This is a genomic window from Marinicauda salina (genome assembly GCF_003122085.1).
Classification (GTDB): Bacteria; Pseudomonadota; Alphaproteobacteria; order Caulobacterales; family Maricaulaceae; genus Maricicauda_A; species Maricicauda_A salina.
On record NZ_QEXV01000003.1, the window covers coordinates 182,144 to 199,635 of the forward strand.

Below are 17,492 nucleotides of genomic sequence, written 5' to 3' on the forward strand. Positions count from 1 at the left end.
CTTGTCGCGTATTCGATTCGCGGATCGCGCGTTCGGTCGAGGAAATAGACAGCCGCCCGGATCAGTACAACCCGCCGAGCGCGTCGTCCTCGTCCTCGCCTTCATCGTCGTCGCCGGTCTCGCCGTCGCGTTCGCCGGAGCCGCCGAGCGCGCCGGAGCCGAACGACAGCGCCTCGTCCTCGGGACGTTCGCCGCGAACCGGCTCGGTGCCGGGCTGGAACGCCTCGAGGATCGTGCCCGGACGGCCGATGACGGAGGGCTCGCCGGTGCGCGAATCGATCGGCACCAGGCGGACGCCCTCGGGCACCCGGAATGGCGCGACGGGGTAGTTCTCCAGCGTCGGCTCGAGGAAGTCGCGCACGATCGGCGCGGCGACCCGCCCGCCGGCCTCGCCCGAACCGAGCGGCAGGGGCGTGTCGTAGCCGACATAGACGCCCACGATCAGGTCCGGGCTGAAGCCGACGAACCAGGCGTCGCGGAAATCGTTGGTGGTTCCGGTCTTGCCGCCGAGCGGGCGCTCGAGTGAACGCAGCGCCGTACCCGTTCCGCGCTCCACGACGCCCTGGAGCAGGTGCACCATCTGATAGGCGGTCGCGGGCTCGACGACCTGTTCGCCCAGCTCGGGCAGCTCCGGCTCCTCGAGGTCGGGACGCCATTCCTCGGCGTCGCAGCCCTCGCACGGGCGCGGGTCGTGGACATAGATCGTGTCGCCGGAGCGGTCCTGCACCCGGTCGACGATCGTCGGCTCGATCAGGCGGCCGCCATTGACCAGCGCGGCGTAGCCGCTGACCAGGTCGTGCAGGGTCGTCTCGCCGGCGCCGAGCGCCATCGCCAGCACGGGTTCGAGATCCTCGTAGATTCCGAAGCGTTCGCCGTACTCGACGATGGGCTGCATGCCCATGTCCTGGGCCAGCCGGACCGTCATGACGTTGCGCGACAGCTCGATGCCCCGGCGCAGGGTCGAGGGGCCGTAGAACTCCTCGGAATAGTTCTGCGGCCGGTAGAAGCGCAGCTCGGAGCCGCCGGAGGCCGCGAACGGGGCGTCGAGGATGATGCTCGCCGGGGTGAACCCGTTGTCGAGCGCGGCGGTGTAGACGAACGGCTTGAACGCAGAGCCCGGCTGGCGCTGCGCCTGAACGGCGCGGTTGAACTGGCTCTGCTGGAAGGAATAGCCGCCGACCATGGAGAGCACGCGGCCGGTGTGGGGGTCGAGGGCCAGGATGGCGCCGTTGACCTCCGGGATCTGGCGCAGGCCGTAATCGTCGGCCCCGACGACGATCTCGGATTCGTCGCCGTCGGCTTCGGGCGCGTCGGCCTGGGTGAGTTGCTCGACCAGCACCACGTCGCCGACCGACAGCGCATCGGCGGGACGTTCGATCGGATCGCCAAGCGTGGGAAAACCGTTTTCGCGCCGGCCGGGCTCGCGCGCCCACTCGAGCGCATAGAGCGGGATGCGGCCGCGATCGCCGTTCAGCAGCCCGATGCGCGCATCCTCGGCCGTCAGGTCGAGCACGACGGCGACGGTCCAGCCCTCGTCGAGATCGGCGGGCGGTTCGAACTCGGCCAGCTGCGCCGCCCAGTCGTCCAGCGTCTCGAGCTGCGTCAGCGGTCCGCGATAGCCGTGGCGGCGGTCATAATCCTCCAGCCCGTTGCGCAGCGCGCGACGCGCGGTGAGCTGCATCGTCGTGTCGAGCGTGGTCCGGATCGACAGGCCGCCGTCATAGAGCTGGTCCTCGCCGTAGCGGTCGAACACCTCGCGGCGAACCTGCTCGACGAAATACTCCGCGGCGAGATAGCGCGAACCCGACAGGCGCTCGGTCGTCGTCAGCGGCGCCGCCTGGGCGGCGTCGCGCTCTTCGGCGGTGATGTAGCCGTTGACGTGCATCCGCTCGAGCACCCAGTTGCGCCGGCCGATGGCGGCCTCGCGCTCGCGCTCGGGATGGTAGTTCGACGGCCCCTTCGGCAGCGCGGCGAGATAGGCCGCCTCGTGCAGCTCGAGCTCGTCGAGCGACTTGCCGAAATAGTTCAGCGCCGCCGCCGCCACGCCGTAGGCGCGGTTCCCGAGATAGATCTCGTTGAGATACAGCTCGAGGATCTCGTCCTTGGTGAAGGCGCGCTCCATGCGCCGCGCGATGACGATCTCGCGCACCTTGCGCTCGATGCGCTGCTCCGAAGAGAAGAGGAAGTTCTTCGCCACCTGCTGGGTGATGGTCGAGCCGCTCTGCAGCGGACCGCCCCGCCCCAGCGCCAGCTGGATCGCCGACCGGCTCACGCCGCGCGCCATGCCGAGGAAATCGACGCCGCCGTGCTCGTAGAAATTCTTGTCCTCGGCCGACAGGTAGGCGTTGATCACCAGCGGGGGAACGTTGTCGATCGGCACGAAGACGCGCTGCTCGCGCGCGAACTCGGCGATGAGCAGACCGTCGCCGGCGTGCACGCGGCTCATGATCGGCGGCTCGTACTCCGCCAGCTGCTGGTAGTCGGGCAGGTCGTCGGTCACGCGCACGACATAGACCGCCGCGGCGATCACCGCCGCCAGCCCGAGGACGACCGTCGCGCCGCCGCCCCACAAGGCCGCACGCGCGGCGTTCTTCCAGGTGAAAAGCTTCATCAGGCCCTCAACGCGACGCCGCGCCTCCCCTCGACGCGACGCGTCTCCTAGCACGGCTTGTTGGGCGTCATTATGACTTCAGCCGCCGGCCGAATCCAAGCCGGGCCGCAGGACGCATCAGCGGCTCGGCGAGGCGCCGGCCGAGCGCTGGGCGACGATCCGCGAGCGTTGCTCGCCGCCGCCGCAGCGTTCGAAATAGGTCTCGATCGACGACGCCGCGGCCTGCATCAGGCGGCGGCGGTATCCCGCATCGTTCAGATTGCGGGCGTCGTGGCGATTGGTCAGGAAGCCCATCTCGAACAGCACGGCCGGGACCTGGGAGTCGAGCAGGACGTAGAGGCCGCGCTGCCGCGGCGAGCCGTGGAAGAGCGGCGCGACGTCGGAGACTTCGCCGAGCAGCGTCTCGGCGAACACCAGCGACTGGTTGCGCTTCTCTCGCAGAGACATGTCGAGCAGGAGATTGTTCACCGCCTGAGGCCGCGCCCGGTCGGCGAGGAACCAGTCGCCTTCGCGGATGGCGCGGTCTCGCGCCCGGTCGACGGCGCGGTCGGCCAGCGTGTAGACCGCCGCGCCGCGCGGCGTGTGGGACGCGCCCGCGGAATCGGCGTGAATGGAGAAGAACAGGTCGGCGTCGGCCTCCTGCGCGATCCGGATGCGCTCCTCGAGTTCGACGAACTCGTCGTTGTCGCGGGTCATGACGACCTCGTAGCGGCCGGTGGCGACGAGCAGGTCCCGCAGCTCCCGGGCCGCGGCGAGATTGACGTCGGCCTCGTCGCCGCCGCCGTGCTGGGCGAGCGCGCCGGGATCGCGGCCGCCATGGCCGGGATCGATGACGACGCGCACGCGCTCGCAGGAGGGCGGCGTGTAATCGATGCGGGCATGCGTGGCGAGCAGCTCGGTCATCGTGCGGCTGCTCTCGGGAAAGCCGGAGGCCTGCGCGAAGCGGTCCTCGCTCACCGGCTCGATGTCGACGACGAGCCGATAGCCGCCGCCATTGGGATCCAGCGAGAAGCTTTCCCGGACCAGCGCGGGCCGGTCGAGCGCGAAGATCAGGCGCGGGGCCTGCCCGGATTCGTCGAAATCGAAGCGGCCGACGAGACCGTGGCCGATCCCCCGGCCGCCCGGCAGGTCGGACGCCGCCCAGCGCGCGCCGGGAAGCGACATCACCAGCCGGCCTTCGGGCTCGGCGAGCGTGAAAGTCTCGAACTCGAGCGGGCGCGACGTCTCGACGACGATGCGCGTGTACTCGTCATGCTCGCCGAAACGCACCGCCGTGATGTCGGACGCCGAGGCGGCGCCGGTCAGCGCCGCGGCCGCAACAGCCAATCCGCCCTGGATGATTCGCCGGATCATCGTCACCATCGCCACCATCCCGATGCGCCCGCGCTGGGAATGCGCAGGTCGTTGCAAGGCAGCTTGCGGCTGTTTGCTTGATAATCGGTTAGCGCCCATATCCCCTGAGTATCATGAGCCTGCTCGCTTTTCATCGTCCGAATTCTGGTGCATGTTCACCACACGCCGCGCGTCCGGCGCCGGGCGGCCCATTGCTCCGGTCCGGACTGCACTCCATGCGGCGCGCCGCCCGCAACGCCGCTCCGGCGGACAAGGCGGGCCGTGATGAAACGAGGATTTCTGGACCGGGAGCGCGCGCGCCGCGCTCCGGCCGAGAAGCGATCAACCCGGCGGGCGCCGGCGTCCCCTCAGAGAGACGATCCGCCCTGCCCGCCGAAGGAAACGACCCGATGCGCGAAGCGCGAGCCACAGCGTCAATCCCTGAAGACCGGCCCGCGACGCGCCCCAACAATCGCCGACCGCCCCGATCAGCGCGCCCGACAGGCGCGCCGCCGTCAGGGCTGCGGCGCGGAGTAACTGTGAATGTCCCGAAAAATGCTGATCGACGCCGCACACCCGGAGGAAACCCGGGTGGTCGTCGTCGAATCCGACCGCGTTGAAGATTTCGACTTCGAGTCCGCGACCAAGAAACAGATCCGGGGAAACATCTATCTGGCGAAAGTGACCCGCGTGGAGCCGTCGCTCCAGGCGGCCTTCGTCGAGTATGGCGGGAACAAGCACGGCTTTCTCGCCTTCAACGAAATCCACCCGGACTACTACCAGATCCCCTACGCCGACCGGATGGCGCTGCGCGAGGCGGAAGCCGCGCTCGCCGAGGAATCCGCGCCCGATCCGGATTCCGAGGAGCTGTCCTCGCACGGCGCCGATGACGAGGAGATCATCGAGGAGGCCGCGCGCAAGCGCCGCCAGCTGCTGCGCAAGTACAAGATCCAGGAAGTGATCAAGCGCCGCCAGGTGCTGCTCGTCCAGGTCGCCAAGGAAGAGCGCGGCAACAAGGGCGCGGCGCTGACCACCTATCTCTCGCTGGCCGGCCGGTATTGCGTGCTGATGCCGAACACCGCCCGCGGCGGCGGCATCTCGCGCAAGATCACCAACGCCTCCGACCGCAAGCGCCTGAAGGAGTCGGTCAACGAGCTCAAGGTGCCCGCCGGCATGGGGCTGATCATCCGCACCGCCGGCGCGTCTCGGACGAAGGCGGAGATCAAGCGGGATTACGATTATCTTCTAAGGCTTTGGGAGACGATCCGCGAGCTCACGCTGAAGTCGACCGCGCCGACGCTCATCTATGAGGAAGGCAATCTGGTCAAGCGCGCGATCCGGGACCTCTACGACAAGGACATCGAGCAGATCCTGGTCGAGGGCGACGAGGCCTACAAGGAGGCCAAGGCCTTCATCCGCATGCTCATGCCGAGCCACGCCAAGAAGGTCCAGCACTATCGCGAGGAGACCCCGCTCTTCCTGCGCCACCAGGTCGAAAGCCAGCTCGAGGCGATCTACTCGCCCGTCGCGCAGCTGAAATCCGGCGGCTATCTCGTCATCAACCCGACCGAGGCGCTGGTCTCCGTCGACGTCAACTCCGGCAAGTCGACGAAGGAGCGCAATATCGAGCAGACCGCGCTGCGCACGAACCTGGAGGCCGCCGAGGAGGCGGCGCGCCAGATGCGCCTGCGCGACCTCGCCGGCCTCTTGGTGATCGACTTCATCGACATGGAGGAGAACAAGAACGTCCGCGCCGTCGAGAAGAAGATGAAGGACGTCCTCAAGAAGGACCGCGCCCGCATCCAGATGGGCCGCATCTCGCAGTTCGGCCTGCTGGAGATGTCGCGCCAGCGCCGCCGCACGAGCTTGATGGAGGGCTCCACCCAGCCCTGCCCCTATTGCGACGGCAGCGGCCATATCCGCTCGGTCGAATCGAGCGCGCTCGTCGCGCTGCGCACGCTCGAGGAGGAAGGCGTGCGCGGCCGCACCGCCCACGCCCGCCTCACTGCGCCCGAAGAGGTCGCGCTCTATCTCCTCAACGAGAAGCGCGATCACCTGCGCGCGATCGAGGAGCGCTTCCACATGCGCGTGTCCGTCACGGCGGACGCGTCGATGATGCGCCCGCACTGCGAGCTCGAGCGCGTCGAATCCCGCAAGGAGGCCGCCCGGGCCGAGGCCGAGGCCGCCTCCGAAGCCGCGCTGGTGACCGAGGTCGAGGTCGAGACCGAGACGGCCGGCGTCGAAACCGCCGTCGAGACCGCCCCCGAGACCGGCCCCGAGACCGGCGAAGAGGAGACCCGCCGCGAAGGCGGGCGCGATCGCCGGCGCGGCGGTCGCCGCCGCAAGTCCCGGTCCGAAAAGCCCGAGACCGCCGAGGCCGAGGCGAAGGAGGCCGAGGCCGAAGCCGCGACCGAGGAGGAAGGCGAGTCCGCCGCCGCCGCCGGCGAGCAGCCTTCCGAGGGCGAAGCCAAGCCGTCGAAACGCCGCCGCCGCGGACGCCGGGGCGGCCGCGGTCGCCGCCGGCGCACGTCCGAGACCCGCGCCGAGGGCGGCGAGGACGCCGCTTCGGCCGACGACGGCGGAAAAGCCGGCGGCGACAAGGCGGCTGAACCGGCGCCGGCTGGCGAGAAGGCCGACGCTCCCGCGGAGAAAGCCGAGACGAGCGACGTTCTGAACGTGGTCGAGCCGGAAGGCGGCGAGGACCTCGTCTCGACCGAGGCGCCGCCGAAGCGCGAACGGCCGTCGCGGAAGAAGAAGAAGGCCGACGACGACGCGGCGAAGGTCGAGGCCGAGCCGGCGCCCGCCGAGACGACCTCCGAGACGGCGCCCGAATCCGAGTCCGAAAAGCCGGCGCCGAAGCGCAAGCCGCGCAAGTCCGCGTCCCGCAAGAAAACCGAAGCCGAGGTGGAAGCGAAACCCGAAGCCGCGCCGGCGCCGGCCCAGGACAAGGCGGACAGCGATCAGGGCGACAACGAATCCGAGGAGTCCGGGCCGCGCAAGAAGGGTTGGTGGCAGCGTTCGAGCAAGTTTCTCGGCCTCGGTTGAGCGCGTCGTTCGCGGTTCACGGCCTCGTGCGCGGCGGGCGGGATGCGAAACCGGCTCGGAACGACTATCTTGATGGGCGCGGAGGGGCGCCGAAGAAGGGTCGCGCTGTGATGCGTCGCGTACGAACCTGGTTCATGGCCGGACTCGCCGTGCTTTCGCTCGGCGGCAACGCCGCCGCGCAGGGTCTCATCCGCGATACCGAGATCGAAGCGGTGATGCGCGATTACGCGGATCCGTTGGTCGAGGTGGCCGGGCTGTCGCCCGAAGCGGTCGATATCCACCTGGTCGGGGACATGGAGTTCAACGCCTTCGTCACGGGCGGGCAGAACATCTTCATGCACACCGGGGCGATCATCACCGCCGACCAGCCCAACGAACTCAAGGGGGTGATCGCCCACGAGATCGGCCATATCGACGGCGCCCACCTCGCCCGCATGGGCGGCGCCACGCGCGGCGCGATGGCGACCATGATCGGCACCATGGCGATCGGCCTCGCCGCGGCCCTGGCCGGCGAAGGCGGCGCCGGCGCGGCCATCATGGCCTCGGGCCAGCAGTTCGCCACGCTCGACATGCTGCGCTACACGCGCGCCCAGGAATCGGCCGCCGACCAGGCCGCGCTCAGCTATCTCGAGGCGACCGGTCAATCGGCCGACGGCCTGATCTCGACCTTCGAACGCTTCCGCTACCAGGAAGTCATGTCGAACCAGCGCCGGATGGAATATTTCCGCTCCCACCCGCTGTCGACCGAGCGCATCGAGTCGATGCGCCGCCGGGCCGAGGACTCGCCCTACACCGACGTGACGGATTCGCCCGAGGAGATCGCCACGCTGCGGCGCATCCAGGGCAAGATCATCGGGTTCATGGCGCCGCCGGCGCAGACCTTCCGCCGCTATCCCGAGTCGGATCAGTCCATCCCCGCGCGCTACGCCCGCGCCGTGGCCTACTACAAGCGGGGCAGCCTCGACCGGGCGCGCGAGGAAATCGCGTCGCTGCTCGAGGAAGAACCCGAGAATCCCTACTTCCACGAACTCGAGGGCCAGATGCTCTACGAGAGCGGGCGCATCGACGACTCGGTCGCGCCCCACCGGCGCTCGATCGAGCTGATGCCCGAAGCCCCGCTCCTGCGCATCAATCTCGCCGCGTCCCTGATCGGCGTCGGCGACGACGAGGCGCTCGAGGAGGCGAAGACGCATCTTCGCTTCGCGCTCAGCGAGGAGCCCGACAACCCGGTGGGCTGGTACCAGCTGTCGCTGGCCCACCAGGCGCTCGGCGAAACCGCCATGGCCGAGCTCGCGACCGCCGAACGCGCCTATGCGCTGGGCGGCGAGATCGAGGCCTACCAGTTCGCGATGCGCGCGAAGGAGGACCTGGAACGGGGAAGCCCGGCCTGGATCCGCGCCTCCGAGATCATCGCCGTGACCCAGCCGACCGAAGACGAAATCCGCGAATGGAACCGGCGCCAGCGCGACCGCGTGCCGTCGCGCCTCGCCTCAAACCGACACTGAACCGGGCCCAGAGCCCGCCCGCGAGACAGAGGGGATCCCGTGAGCAAGATCATTCTGACCACCGCGTCCGTCGTCGCCCTGGCCGCCTGCGGCCAGGGCTCCGGCGCCGCCCAGACCGAGTCCGGCGACGCCGGGACGTCGGGCGATTACACCCGCGCCGAGATCGAGGAGATCGTCCACGACTACATCCTCGAGAATCCCGAGATCATCGAGGAGGCGCTCGTCGAGCTGCAGGCCCGCGCGCGGGATCGCGAACGCGACGCCCAGTCCGCGGCCGTGCAGGCCAACAGCGCTGCGCTGTTCGAGGACGACCGCGACCCGGTGATCGGCGACGGCCCGATCACCATCGTCGAGTTCTTCGACTACAATTGCGGCTATTGCCGCCTCGCCGGGGAATGGGTCCAGGACACGCTCGACGAGCACGGCGACCAGGTCCGCTTCGTCTACAAGGAATTCCCGATCCTCGGCCGGCAGTCGACGGAGGCCTCTCTGGCCGCCCTGGCCGTCTGGCGGACGCAGCCCGATCGATACGAGGCGTTCCACGACGCCATGATCAGCGCGTCGGGCGAACTGCCGTCGGAGCGGATCGACAGCCTCGCCGAAGACGCCGGCGTCGATGTCGAGGAAATGCGCGCGGCGATGGATGACGAGGCGATCCAGCGCCACATCGCCGACGTGCGCGGACTCGCCCGCACGCTCGGCGTGACCGGCACGCCCTTCTTCATCGTCGACGGCGAGGTCGTGCCGATGGCCGACATCGAGGCGCTCAACGCGGCGCTGAACAGCGCGCTGGAGAGCTGAGGCCTAGATCAGCCCGCCCAGCGGGCTCGACGGATCGGCGTACTTCTTCTTCGCCATGCGGCCGGCGAGATAGGCCTCGCGGCCGGCGATGACGGCGTGCTTCATGGCCGCGGCCATGCGCACGGGGTCTTTCGCCTCGGCGATGGCGGTGTTCATCAGCACGCCGTCGCAGCCCAGCTCCATCGCCTCGGCGGCGTCGGAGGCCGTGCCGACGCCGGCGTCGACGATGACGGGCACGGTCGCCTCCTCGACGATCAGCCGGATATTGACCGGGTTCTGGATCCCGAGCCCCGAACCGATCGGCGCGCCCAGCGGCATGATCGCGCAGCAGCCCGCCTCTTCCAGCTTCTTTGCGTAAACCGGGTCGTCGGAGCAGTAGACCATCACCTCGAAGCCGTCGGCGATCAGCATCTCGGCGGCGCGCAGCGTCTCGGTCATGTCGGGATAGAGATGCTTGGGGTCGGAGAGCACCTCGAGCTTGACCAGGTTCCAGCCGCCCGCCTCGCGCGCCAGGCGCAGCGTGCGCACGGCGTCCTCACCGGTGAAGCAGCCCGCCGTGTTGGGCAGGAAGGTGTACGCCTTCGAGTCGATGAAATCGGTCAGGCGCGGCTGGTCGGGATCCGACAGGTTCACCCGGCGGAGCGCGACGGTGATCATCTCCGCGCCGGAGGCCTCGAGCGCCCGGGCGTTCTGCTCGTAGCTCTCATACTTGCCGGTGCCGATGATCAGGCGGGATTTGAAGGTCCGGCCGGCGATCTCGAGCGGTTTGTCCTCGGCGTCCCGGCGAAGCGCTGCGGCGTCATCCATGATCAGCCTCCTCCCACGAAATGCACGATCTCCAGCCGGTCGCCGGCTTCGATCCTGACCGCGTCATAGGCCGATCGCGGCGCGATCTCCAGATTGCGCTCCACGGCGACCTTGCGCGGATCGAGATCGAGCGAGCGCAGGAGATCGTCGAGGCTGAGCCCGGCGGCCAGCTCCCGGGGTTCGCCGTTGATCGTGACCGTGATCAGGTCCGTACGGGCGTCATCGCTTGTTTCCATGATCCCTCACGTCGTAAAACCGGCGGCCCCAGTCAAGGCGCGCAGGCGCCGTCGCGGAGCATGCGGTCTTCATGAGCCGACCGGTCCATATCCTCAACGGCCCGAATCTCAACCTGCTCGGAACGCGCGAACCCGAGATATACGGCGCCGCGACGCTTGCGGACATCGAGGCGATGTGCGCGGCGCGCGCCGACGCGCTCGGCCTGGAGATCGTGTTCCGCCAGACCAACAGCGAAGGTCAACTGGTGGACTGGATCCATGAGGCCGCCGAACGGGCGAGCGCCATCGTGATCAATCCGGCCGCCTACGGCCACACATCGATAGCCTTGCATGACGCATTAAAGGCTATAGACCTGCCCGTCGTGGAGGTTCACCTGTCCCAGCCCGCCGCGCGCGAAGCGTTTCGCCATCGATCCTACGCGGCCGCGGCCGCGAGCGGCTCGATCAGCGGCTTCGGCGCGGAAAGCTACTTGCTTGGGCTCGAGGCGGCCGCGCGGCTTGTGCGCGATCGAGACACGCAGCGATAAGAACGAAGAAGGCTTCATCCTCATGGCGTCGACCCCGTCCCGGAACCAGATCAATCCCAAGCTCGTCCGCGAGCTGGCGGATATTCTCAAGGACACCGAGCTGACCGAGATCGAGGTCGAGCGCGGCGAGCTGCGCATCCGCGTGGCCCGCGAAATCACGGCCGCGCCCGCCGCCTACGCGCCCGTCCCGCACGCCGCGCCCGCGCAACCCGCGCCTCAGCCCCAGGCCGCCGACACAGCGGAGACCCCGGCGCCGGTCGGCGCAGCCGAGGCCGCCAGCCATCCCGGCGCGGTCACCTCGCCGATGGTGGGCACGGTCTATCTCCGGCCCAACCCGGAATCGGACGCGTTCGTGAAGGTCGGCGACACCGTCAAGGAGGGCGACACCATCCTGCTGGTCGAGGCGATGAAAACGTTCAACCCGATCACCGCGCCGAGCTCCGGCAAGGTCACGGAGATCCTCGTCGAGGACGCGCAGCCGGTGCAGTACGGCGAACCGCTCTTCATCATCTCCTGAACCGGCGGGCGGACCAGATCATGTTCGAGAAGATCCTCATCGCCAATCGCGGAGAGATCGCGCTCCGCGTCCACCGCGCCTGCCAGGAAATGGGCATCCGCACGGTCGCGGTGCATTCCGAGGCCGACGCCGACGCGATGCACGTCAAGCTCGCCGACGAGAGCGTGTGTCTCGGCCCGCCCCCCGCGGGACAGAGCTATCTCAACGTGCCCAACATCATCGCCGCCGCCGAGATCACCGGCGCGCAGGCGATCCATCCCGGCTACGGCTTCCTGTCGGAGAACGCGCGCTTCGCCGAGATCGTCGAGGCCCACGGCCTCACCTTCATCGGTCCGAAGCCCGAGACGATCCGCCTGATGGGCGACAAGATCACGGCCAAGAAGGCCGCCGCCGACGCGGGCATCCCGGTCGTTCCCGGATCCGGCGGCGCGGTGTCGGACATGGACGAGGCCCGCCGCATCGCCAAGGAGATCGGCTTTCCCGTGCTGATCAAGGCCGCCGCCGGCGGCGGCGGGCGCGGCATGAAGGTCGCCGAGGACGAGGCCCGGCTCGAGCACGCGCTTCAGACCGCCTCGACCGAAGCCAAGGCCGCCTTCGGCGACGGCGCGGTCTATATCGAGAAATATCTCGGACAGCCGCGTCACGTGGAGATCCAGGTGCTCGCCGACGAGCACGGCAATGTCATCCATCTCGGCGAGCGCGACTGCTCGCTGCAGCGCCGCCACCAGAAGATTCTCGAGGAGGCCCCCTGCCCCGCGCTCACCGCCGAAGAGCGCGCCCGCATCGGCGACACCGTCAGCAAGGCGGTCAACGCGATCGGCTATCGCGGCGCCGGCACGGTCGAGTTCCTCTACGAGAACGGCGAGTTCTACTTCATCGAGATGAACACCCGCCTGCAGGTCGAGCATCCGGTCACCGAGATGATCACCGGCATCGACCTGGTCCGGGAACAGATCCTGGTCGCCGACGGCCAGAAGCTCGACCTGACGCAGGACGAGGTCGTGTTCGAGGGCTGCGCGATCGAGTGCCGCATCAATGCGGAGAACCCGCGCACCTTCGCGCCCTCGCCGGGCAAGGTCACCGAGTTCCACGCGCCCGGCGGTCTCGGCGTGCGGCTGGATTCGGCGCTTTACGCCGGCTACTCGATCCCGCCTTATTATGACAGCCTGATCGGCAAGCTGATCGTGCACGGCCGGACGCGCGAGGAGGCGATCATGCGCCTGCGCCGCGCGCTCAAGGAGATGGTCGTCGGCGGCATTGAGACCACCATCCCGCTGCACCTGGAGCTGCTCGAGGAGCCGGCCTTCCTCGGCGGCGACTACCACATCCGCTGGCTGGAAAGCTGGCTGGCGGAACGCAACGCCTGAGGACGTCTCGCGCATGCGGGGATTCGGCGTCGAGGAACTGACGGCCTGCTATGCGCGCGGCGTCTTTCCCATGGCGGAATCGCGCGACGATCCGCGGCTCTTCCTGCTCGACCCGGACGAGCGCGGCGTCATCCCGCTCGACGGCTTCCACATCCCGCGCAGCCTGCGCCGCACGGTCCGCCGGGACGTCTTCCACATCACGCTCGACCGTTGCTTCGAGGCCGTCGTCGACGCCTGCGCCGCCCCGGCGCCGGACCGCGGCGAGACCTGGATCAACGACAAGATCCGGCGGCTATACCTCGAGATGCACCAGCTGGGTCGCGCCCATTCGGTCGAATGCTGGCGCGACGGCCGGCTCGCCGGCGGCCTCTACGGCGTCTCCCTCGGCGGGGCCTTTTTCGGCGAGAGTATGTTCTCGCGCGAGACCGACTCCTCGAAGACGGCGCTCGTCCATCTCGTCGCGCGGCTGCGCTGCGGCGGCTACCGCCTGCTCGACGCGCAGTTCACGACGAGCCATCTTGAGCGTTTCGGGGCCCGGACGATCACCCGCGATTCCTATCAGCGCCAGCTCGCCGACGCGCTCGACGCGCCGGCCGACTTCTTCGCGATGCCCGAAGGCATGAGCGGGGCTCAGGTCCTGCAGTCGATCACCCAGACGTCGTAGACGGGATGCTCGAGCGGGTTCAGCGCGGGGCTGGAGGCGAACATCCAGCCCGAGAAGATGCGCTCGCCCTCGGCCTCCTCGCCGAAGCCGTCGGTCCGGCGGTCGTCGACCTGCAGGAAGACGAAGGTCTCGGGCGTCTCCTCGGGCGGGCGCTTGCGGCAGTAGCGCACGGTGATGTCCAGCGCGCCGAAGGTGACCGTCTCGCCCACCGGAGCCTCGAAATCACGCGTGCGCGCGGTGACCTTGTCGAGCCCGCGCAGGACGGCCACCGCGCCGGGCTCGGAGGAGCGCTCGGGGATCTCCGCGGCCTGGTCCGACTCCTCCCGGGGCGCGGCCTGTTCGGCGGCGTCCTGGGCGAAGGCCCGGCCCGCGGCGAGGCCGGCGAGCGCGGCGAGGAGGATCAGGCTGGTGCGAAGCATGAAGCGAAGCTTTCCCGGCAATCTGGCGAAGTGATGGCGGCGGTCAGCCGCCGCTCCCGTTCATCACGGTCTCGCCGATCAGGTCCATCAGATCGACCGCGCCCTGGGTGAAGCGGATCTCCTCGCCCGCGGCGAGCATCTCGGCGTCGCCGCCGGGCTCGATCTCGACATACGCCCCGCCGAGCAGGCCCGAGGTCGCGATCTTCGCCGTCGAATCCGCGGGGATCTCGACATCGCTCCGGATCGTCAGCGCGGTCCGCGCGAAATAGGTCTGCGCGTCAAGCTCGATCGCCGAGACCGCGCCGACCGGAACGCCGGCCACGCGCACCTCCGCGCCGCGCGCCAGGTCGCCGATGGTGTTGAACCGCGCGGTCAGCTGATAGCCGTCCCGGCCCGGCCCCTCTTCCAGTTCGCCCTGGGCGTAGGCGAAGAACGCGCCGGCCGCGGCCAGAACGATGAAGCCGATGATGGTCTCGAGCAGCGCGCCGGTTCGCATCGGATCTCAGCCCTCCGGGGTCCAGGCCTCGTAATCGGCCGAAGTCGCCTGCCGCTTGCGTTCGCCGGCCAGCGATCCCGTCGGGCGGTAGGCGTGCAGCGTGCCCGTCAGGTTCGGCTTGTGATCGATCTCCCAGGGCCGGCGGGGCAGCGGCTCGACCGTCGGCGGCTGATCGAAGGTGTGATGCATCCAGCCGTGCCAGTCCGACGGCACGCGCGAGGCGTCGGCGAATCCCTTGTAGACGACCCAGCGGCGCGGCCGGCCCTCGGCCCCGCGGCCCGCCTTGCGTTCCTCGTAGTAGCGATTGCCGTACTCGTCCTCGCCGACGAGCTTGCCGTCGCGGCGGATCGTCCACAGCGCGCCGAGCGCCGCGCCGTCCCACCAGGCGAACAGTCTGCCGATGAATGCCAGCATTGCGGTTCCGTTTCCGGTTGATCCGTTCAGCTCCCTATATGCCTGCGCCCCGGGGGCGGGTCCAGAGCGCGCGCCGCATCCAGCAGCGGTCGGCCGCGGAACGTGACTTTCCGCACACGTTGGGCGACGCGCGACTTCCTTCGACAGCCTGCGCCGGCGCCCGGTATCCTGCCGACTGATTCGCGACGCCGCCCGCGCAGGAGCCTCCCGCATGAGCCTGGAACGCCGCCTGACAGCCGATCGCGCCGACCCGCTCGACGGCGTCGCGTTCGAGCTTCGTCGAATGGAAACGCAGGACGCGCTCGAGGAGGTTGAAGCGCGGATCCCCGCCGACTGGCCCGATGACGCCGCGGCGGCCTGGGCGAGCCTGTCCGGGGCGGTCGGGCTGAACGCCGACGAGGCGCTGCGGGGCCTGGCGGCGCGCCTCGCCGAGGCGTTTCCCAAGCGCGACCGCGCGAAGGCGCGCGACGAGATCCTGGCCTCCATGCTGGCCCGGGAGGCCGCCCCGGCCGCGCCGCTCTGGCGCGGGGAAGCGCTCTCGTCTGCGGCCGAACCGGCCGAGGCCGGCCCCGAGGACGCGCAAGCGCTGATCGCGCAGATCAACCAGGCCGCCGCCGGCCGCGCCGCGGCCGACATGGGCGCGCGCGTGCTGCGCGATCGCCTGGAGGCCGTCGCGTCGGCGTGCGTCAACTGCGACGGCGAGGCCGAGGAGTGCTTCGATCCGAGACGCAATCGCGCGCTCGCCCGAGCCATTCGCGCCGCGCGCCGCGACGGCGCCCCGGACCCCATGATCGAGCGCGCCATCGCGCGGGCCCGCCAGGGCCTGACCGAGCCGGAGCCGGGACTCGATTTCGCCCCGGCGCCGCCCGCCCCGGCCCCGCTGCGGCTCGACGCCGCGCTCATCGACGCCGCCGAACAGGATGAAGCCGTCGACGGCGCCAGCGCCCGCGGCCTGTTCCGCGCCCTCGCCGAGACGGTGTGGAGCCATGGCGCGCCGGAACTCCGCTTTGAGTCCTTCGACGCCGCCCCGGCCGCCGCCGTCATCGACGTCGCACGCCTGATCGCGTCTGATCCCGGTCTCGCCGCGCTCGAGCACGCCGCCGCGCTCTGGGGCGGACTCGCCGCCCGCCATGACGGCGCGCTCGTTCTCACCGGGCTGTCCGCCGCCCTGCTGGGCGAAGGGCTGGCCTATGACAGCGAGGACGGCCGCGCGCGGGCCGCGGAGATCGCCGGGGCCGCGCGCGCCGCCTCGCCGGCGCCGGTCCGGCTCATGCGGCCCGACGCGGCGATCGCCAGCTTCCTCGGCGCGGAGTCGGTCGGTCTCGCCCCGCCGATCGGCCCGAGGCGCCCGGAGGCCGGCGCGCTCACCGCATGCGCGGAGCGCGCCCTGGCCGGGCTCGACGCCGAGTCCCGCATCGCAGCGGAACGCCACGCCCTGGGCGCCGGCGGCCTGGAGGGGCTCGACGCACCGTGGCTGGAGGCGCTGCGCGAGGCCGGCCTGGACGACGACGCCTTCGCGCGCATCAACGCCGCGCTCGTCGAAGGAACCCCGGTGCGCCACGCCTTCAACCGCTGGACGGTCGGCGACGCCTTCGCCGAGCGCCTCGGCCTGTCGCCGGAGCGATTCGAGGACGCCGGCGCGGGGCTTCTGGAAGCCTTCGGCGTCGACCCCGTCGATATCGAGGCCGCCGAGCGCCACGTCCACGGCGCGGGGCGGCTCGACGACTGCCCCGCCCTGCCCGTCGCGCTGCGCGGCGCCTTCGCGCGAGCCGGGACGGACGCCCGCCTCGCGATGGCCGAGGCGGTGGAGGCCGCGATGGACGGGCCGTGCGATCTCGAACTCGCCCTGCCCGCGGCGGCGACCATCGACGAGGTCGCCGAGATCATCGCTTCGGCGGCGCGGCGCGGCCTGCACGGGCTGCGCATCGCGCGCGAGGGCGCGGCGCTCTACGACCTGCTCAACACGATCGAGTACGAAGCCGGCGATTCCGGGCGCCGCGAGTTCGTCGCCGAGGAGCGCGTGGTCGAACGCGTGGTGGAGCGCGTGGTCGAGCGGCCGGCCAGCCGGCGCAAGCTGCCGGACCGGCGCAAAGGCTATATCCAGAAATCCACCGTCGGCGGCCACAAGGTCTATCTTCACACCGGCGAGTTCGAGGACGGCGAGCTCGGCGAGATATTCATCGACATGCACAAGGAAGGCGCGGCCTTCCGCTCGCTGATGAACAATTTCGCGATCTCGATCTCGATCGGGCTGCAATACGGCGTGCCGCTCGAGGAATATGTCGACGCCTACGTGTTTACGCGCTTCGAGCCCGCCGGACCGGTCGAGGGCAACGACTCGATCCGGCACGCGACCTCGATCCTCGACTACCTGTTTCGCGAGCTGGGCGTGTCCTATCTCGGCCGCACCGACCTGGCGCAGACCGACCCGCACAAGTCCGACCCGGGCGGGCTCGGCGGCGGCGTCGAGAAGGAGAAGCTCGCCGTCGAGCAGGACGCGGCCAAGTTCATCTCGAAGGGGTTCTCGCGCGGCCAGCTGCCCGACAACGTGGTGATGCTGACGACGCCGCGACATTCCTCGCCCGGCGGCGGCGCGTCCGGCGGCGCCGAACCCGCGCCGTCGGCCGAGAGCTATTACGGCGAGCCCTGCCCGGACTGCGGCCACTTCACGCTCATCGAGACCGGCTCGGAACTCAGCTGCGACGCGTGTTCCTGGAGCGGCCCGCCGCCCGAACAGTAGCGCGCGTTACC

At 69.9% G+C, this 17,492-nt stretch carries 15 protein-coding genes; 8 read left to right on the forward strand and 7 right to left on the reverse strand.

Annotation, left to right across the window (positions count from 1 at the left end):
* Positions 1 to 61: 61 nt before the first annotated feature.
* Both DDZ18_RS06365 and DDZ18_RS06370 read right to left on the reverse strand, forming a co-directional pair.
* Positions 62 to 2,611, reverse strand: coding sequence for a penicillin-binding protein 1A (locus DDZ18_RS06365; RefSeq protein WP_109252539.1), 2,550 nt, complete (start codon positions 2,609 to 2,611; stop codon positions 62 to 64).
* A 117-nt stretch (positions 2,612 to 2,728) separates the two neighbouring features.
* Positions 2,729 to 3,973 (reverse strand): N-acetylmuramoyl-L-alanine amidase, encoded by a 1,245-nt coding sequence (locus tag DDZ18_RS06370; RefSeq protein ID WP_158272087.1) that lies wholly within the window; start codon positions 3,971 to 3,973, stop codon positions 2,729 to 2,731.
* Positions 3,974 to 4,486: 513 nt separating this feature from the next.
* Between DDZ18_RS06370 and DDZ18_RS06375 the strand changes: the two genes are divergently transcribed.
* The 3 genes from DDZ18_RS06375 (at position 4,487) to DDZ18_RS06385 (ending at position 9,294) form a co-directional block, all read left to right on the forward strand.
* A complete protein-coding gene (locus DDZ18_RS06375) occupies positions 4,487 to 6,988 on the forward strand; it encodes an Rne/Rng family ribonuclease (RefSeq protein ID WP_109252541.1) in 2,502 nt (833 codons plus the stop codon).
* Positions 6,989 to 7,098: 110 nt separating this feature from the next.
* The gene (locus tag DDZ18_RS06380; RefSeq protein ID WP_109252542.1) at positions 7,099 to 8,493 is read left to right on the forward strand and encodes a M48 family metalloprotease; all 1,395 of its coding nucleotides are present in this window, start codon (positions 7,099 to 7,101) and stop codon (positions 8,491 to 8,493) included.
* Between the two features lie 39 nt (positions 8,494 to 8,532).
* The gene (locus DDZ18_RS06385; RefSeq protein ID WP_233245739.1) at positions 8,533 to 9,294 is read left to right on the forward strand and encodes a DsbA family protein; all 762 of its coding nucleotides are present in this window, start codon (positions 8,533 to 8,535) and stop codon (positions 9,292 to 9,294) included.
* A gap of 3 nt (positions 9,295 to 9,297) precedes the next feature.
* Here DDZ18_RS06385 and DDZ18_RS06390 read toward each other — a convergent pair whose 3' ends face one another.
* Together DDZ18_RS06390 and thiS are read right to left on the reverse strand one after the other, a co-directional pair.
* Entirely contained in the window at positions 9,298 to 10,101 is an 804-nt protein-coding gene (locus DDZ18_RS06390) for a thiazole synthase (protein WP_109252543.1), read from the reverse strand.
* Positions 10,102 to 10,103: 2 nt separating this feature from the next.
* Positions 10,104 to 10,337: a sulfur carrier protein ThiS gene (thiS, locus tag DDZ18_RS06395; RefSeq protein WP_109252544.1), complete on the reverse strand. Its 234-nt coding sequence runs from the start codon at positions 10,335 to 10,337 to the stop codon at positions 10,104 to 10,106.
* A 71-nt stretch (positions 10,338 to 10,408) separates the two neighbouring features.
* Between thiS and aroQ the strand changes: the two genes are divergently transcribed.
* Genes aroQ through aat form a run of 4 tightly spaced genes read left to right on the forward strand, consistent with a single transcriptional unit; the run spans position 10,409 to position 13,412 of the window.
* Positions 10,409 to 10,864: a type II 3-dehydroquinate dehydratase gene (gene aroQ, locus DDZ18_RS06400; RefSeq protein ID WP_109252545.1), complete on the forward strand. Its 456-nt coding sequence runs from the start codon at positions 10,409 to 10,411 to the stop codon at positions 10,862 to 10,864.
* 22 nt (positions 10,865 to 10,886) lie between these two features.
* A complete protein-coding gene (gene accB, locus DDZ18_RS06405; protein WP_109253072.1) occupies positions 10,887 to 11,381 on the forward strand; it encodes an acetyl-CoA carboxylase biotin carboxyl carrier protein in 495 nt (164 codons plus the stop codon).
* Between the two features lie 20 nt (positions 11,382 to 11,401).
* On the forward strand, positions 11,402 to 12,748 hold the full coding sequence (accC, locus tag DDZ18_RS06410; RefSeq protein ID WP_109252546.1) for an acetyl-CoA carboxylase biotin carboxylase subunit: 1,347 nt from the start codon (positions 11,402 to 11,404) through the stop codon (positions 12,746 to 12,748).
* Positions 12,749 to 12,761: 13 nt separating this feature from the next.
* Complete coding sequence (gene aat / locus DDZ18_RS06415) at positions 12,762 to 13,412, forward strand: leucyl/phenylalanyl-tRNA--protein transferase (RefSeq protein ID WP_109252547.1); 651 nt, start codon at positions 12,762 to 12,764, stop codon at positions 13,410 to 13,412.
* Here aat and DDZ18_RS06420 read toward each other — a convergent pair.
* From DDZ18_RS06420 to DDZ18_RS06430, 3 genes are read right to left on the reverse strand one after another with little or no spacing between them, the layout of a single operon-like run.
* Positions 13,379 to 13,831: a DUF2155 domain-containing protein gene (locus tag DDZ18_RS06420; protein ID WP_109252548.1), complete on the reverse strand. Its 453-nt coding sequence runs from the start codon at positions 13,829 to 13,831 to the stop codon at positions 13,379 to 13,381. The two genes, aat and DDZ18_RS06420, sit on opposite strands and share 34 nt — an antisense overlap.
* A gap of 43 nt (positions 13,832 to 13,874) precedes the next feature.
* Positions 13,875 to 14,327, reverse strand: a complete 453-nt coding sequence (gene mlaD, locus DDZ18_RS06425; protein WP_109252549.1) for an outer membrane lipid asymmetry maintenance protein MlaD — start codon at positions 14,325 to 14,327, stop codon at positions 13,875 to 13,877.
* A 6-nt stretch (positions 14,328 to 14,333) separates the two neighbouring features.
* A complete protein-coding gene (locus tag DDZ18_RS06430) occupies positions 14,334 to 14,741 on the reverse strand; it encodes an NADH:ubiquinone oxidoreductase subunit NDUFA12 (protein WP_109252550.1) in 408 nt (135 codons plus the stop codon).
* Between the two features lie 211 nt (positions 14,742 to 14,952).
* Between DDZ18_RS06430 and DDZ18_RS06435 the strand changes: the two genes are divergently transcribed.
* Positions 14,953 to 17,481 (forward strand): TSCPD domain-containing protein, encoded by a 2,529-nt coding sequence (locus DDZ18_RS06435; protein ID WP_109252551.1) that lies wholly within the window; start codon positions 14,953 to 14,955, stop codon positions 17,479 to 17,481.
* The last annotated feature ends 11 nt before the right edge of the window (positions 17,482 to 17,492 follow it).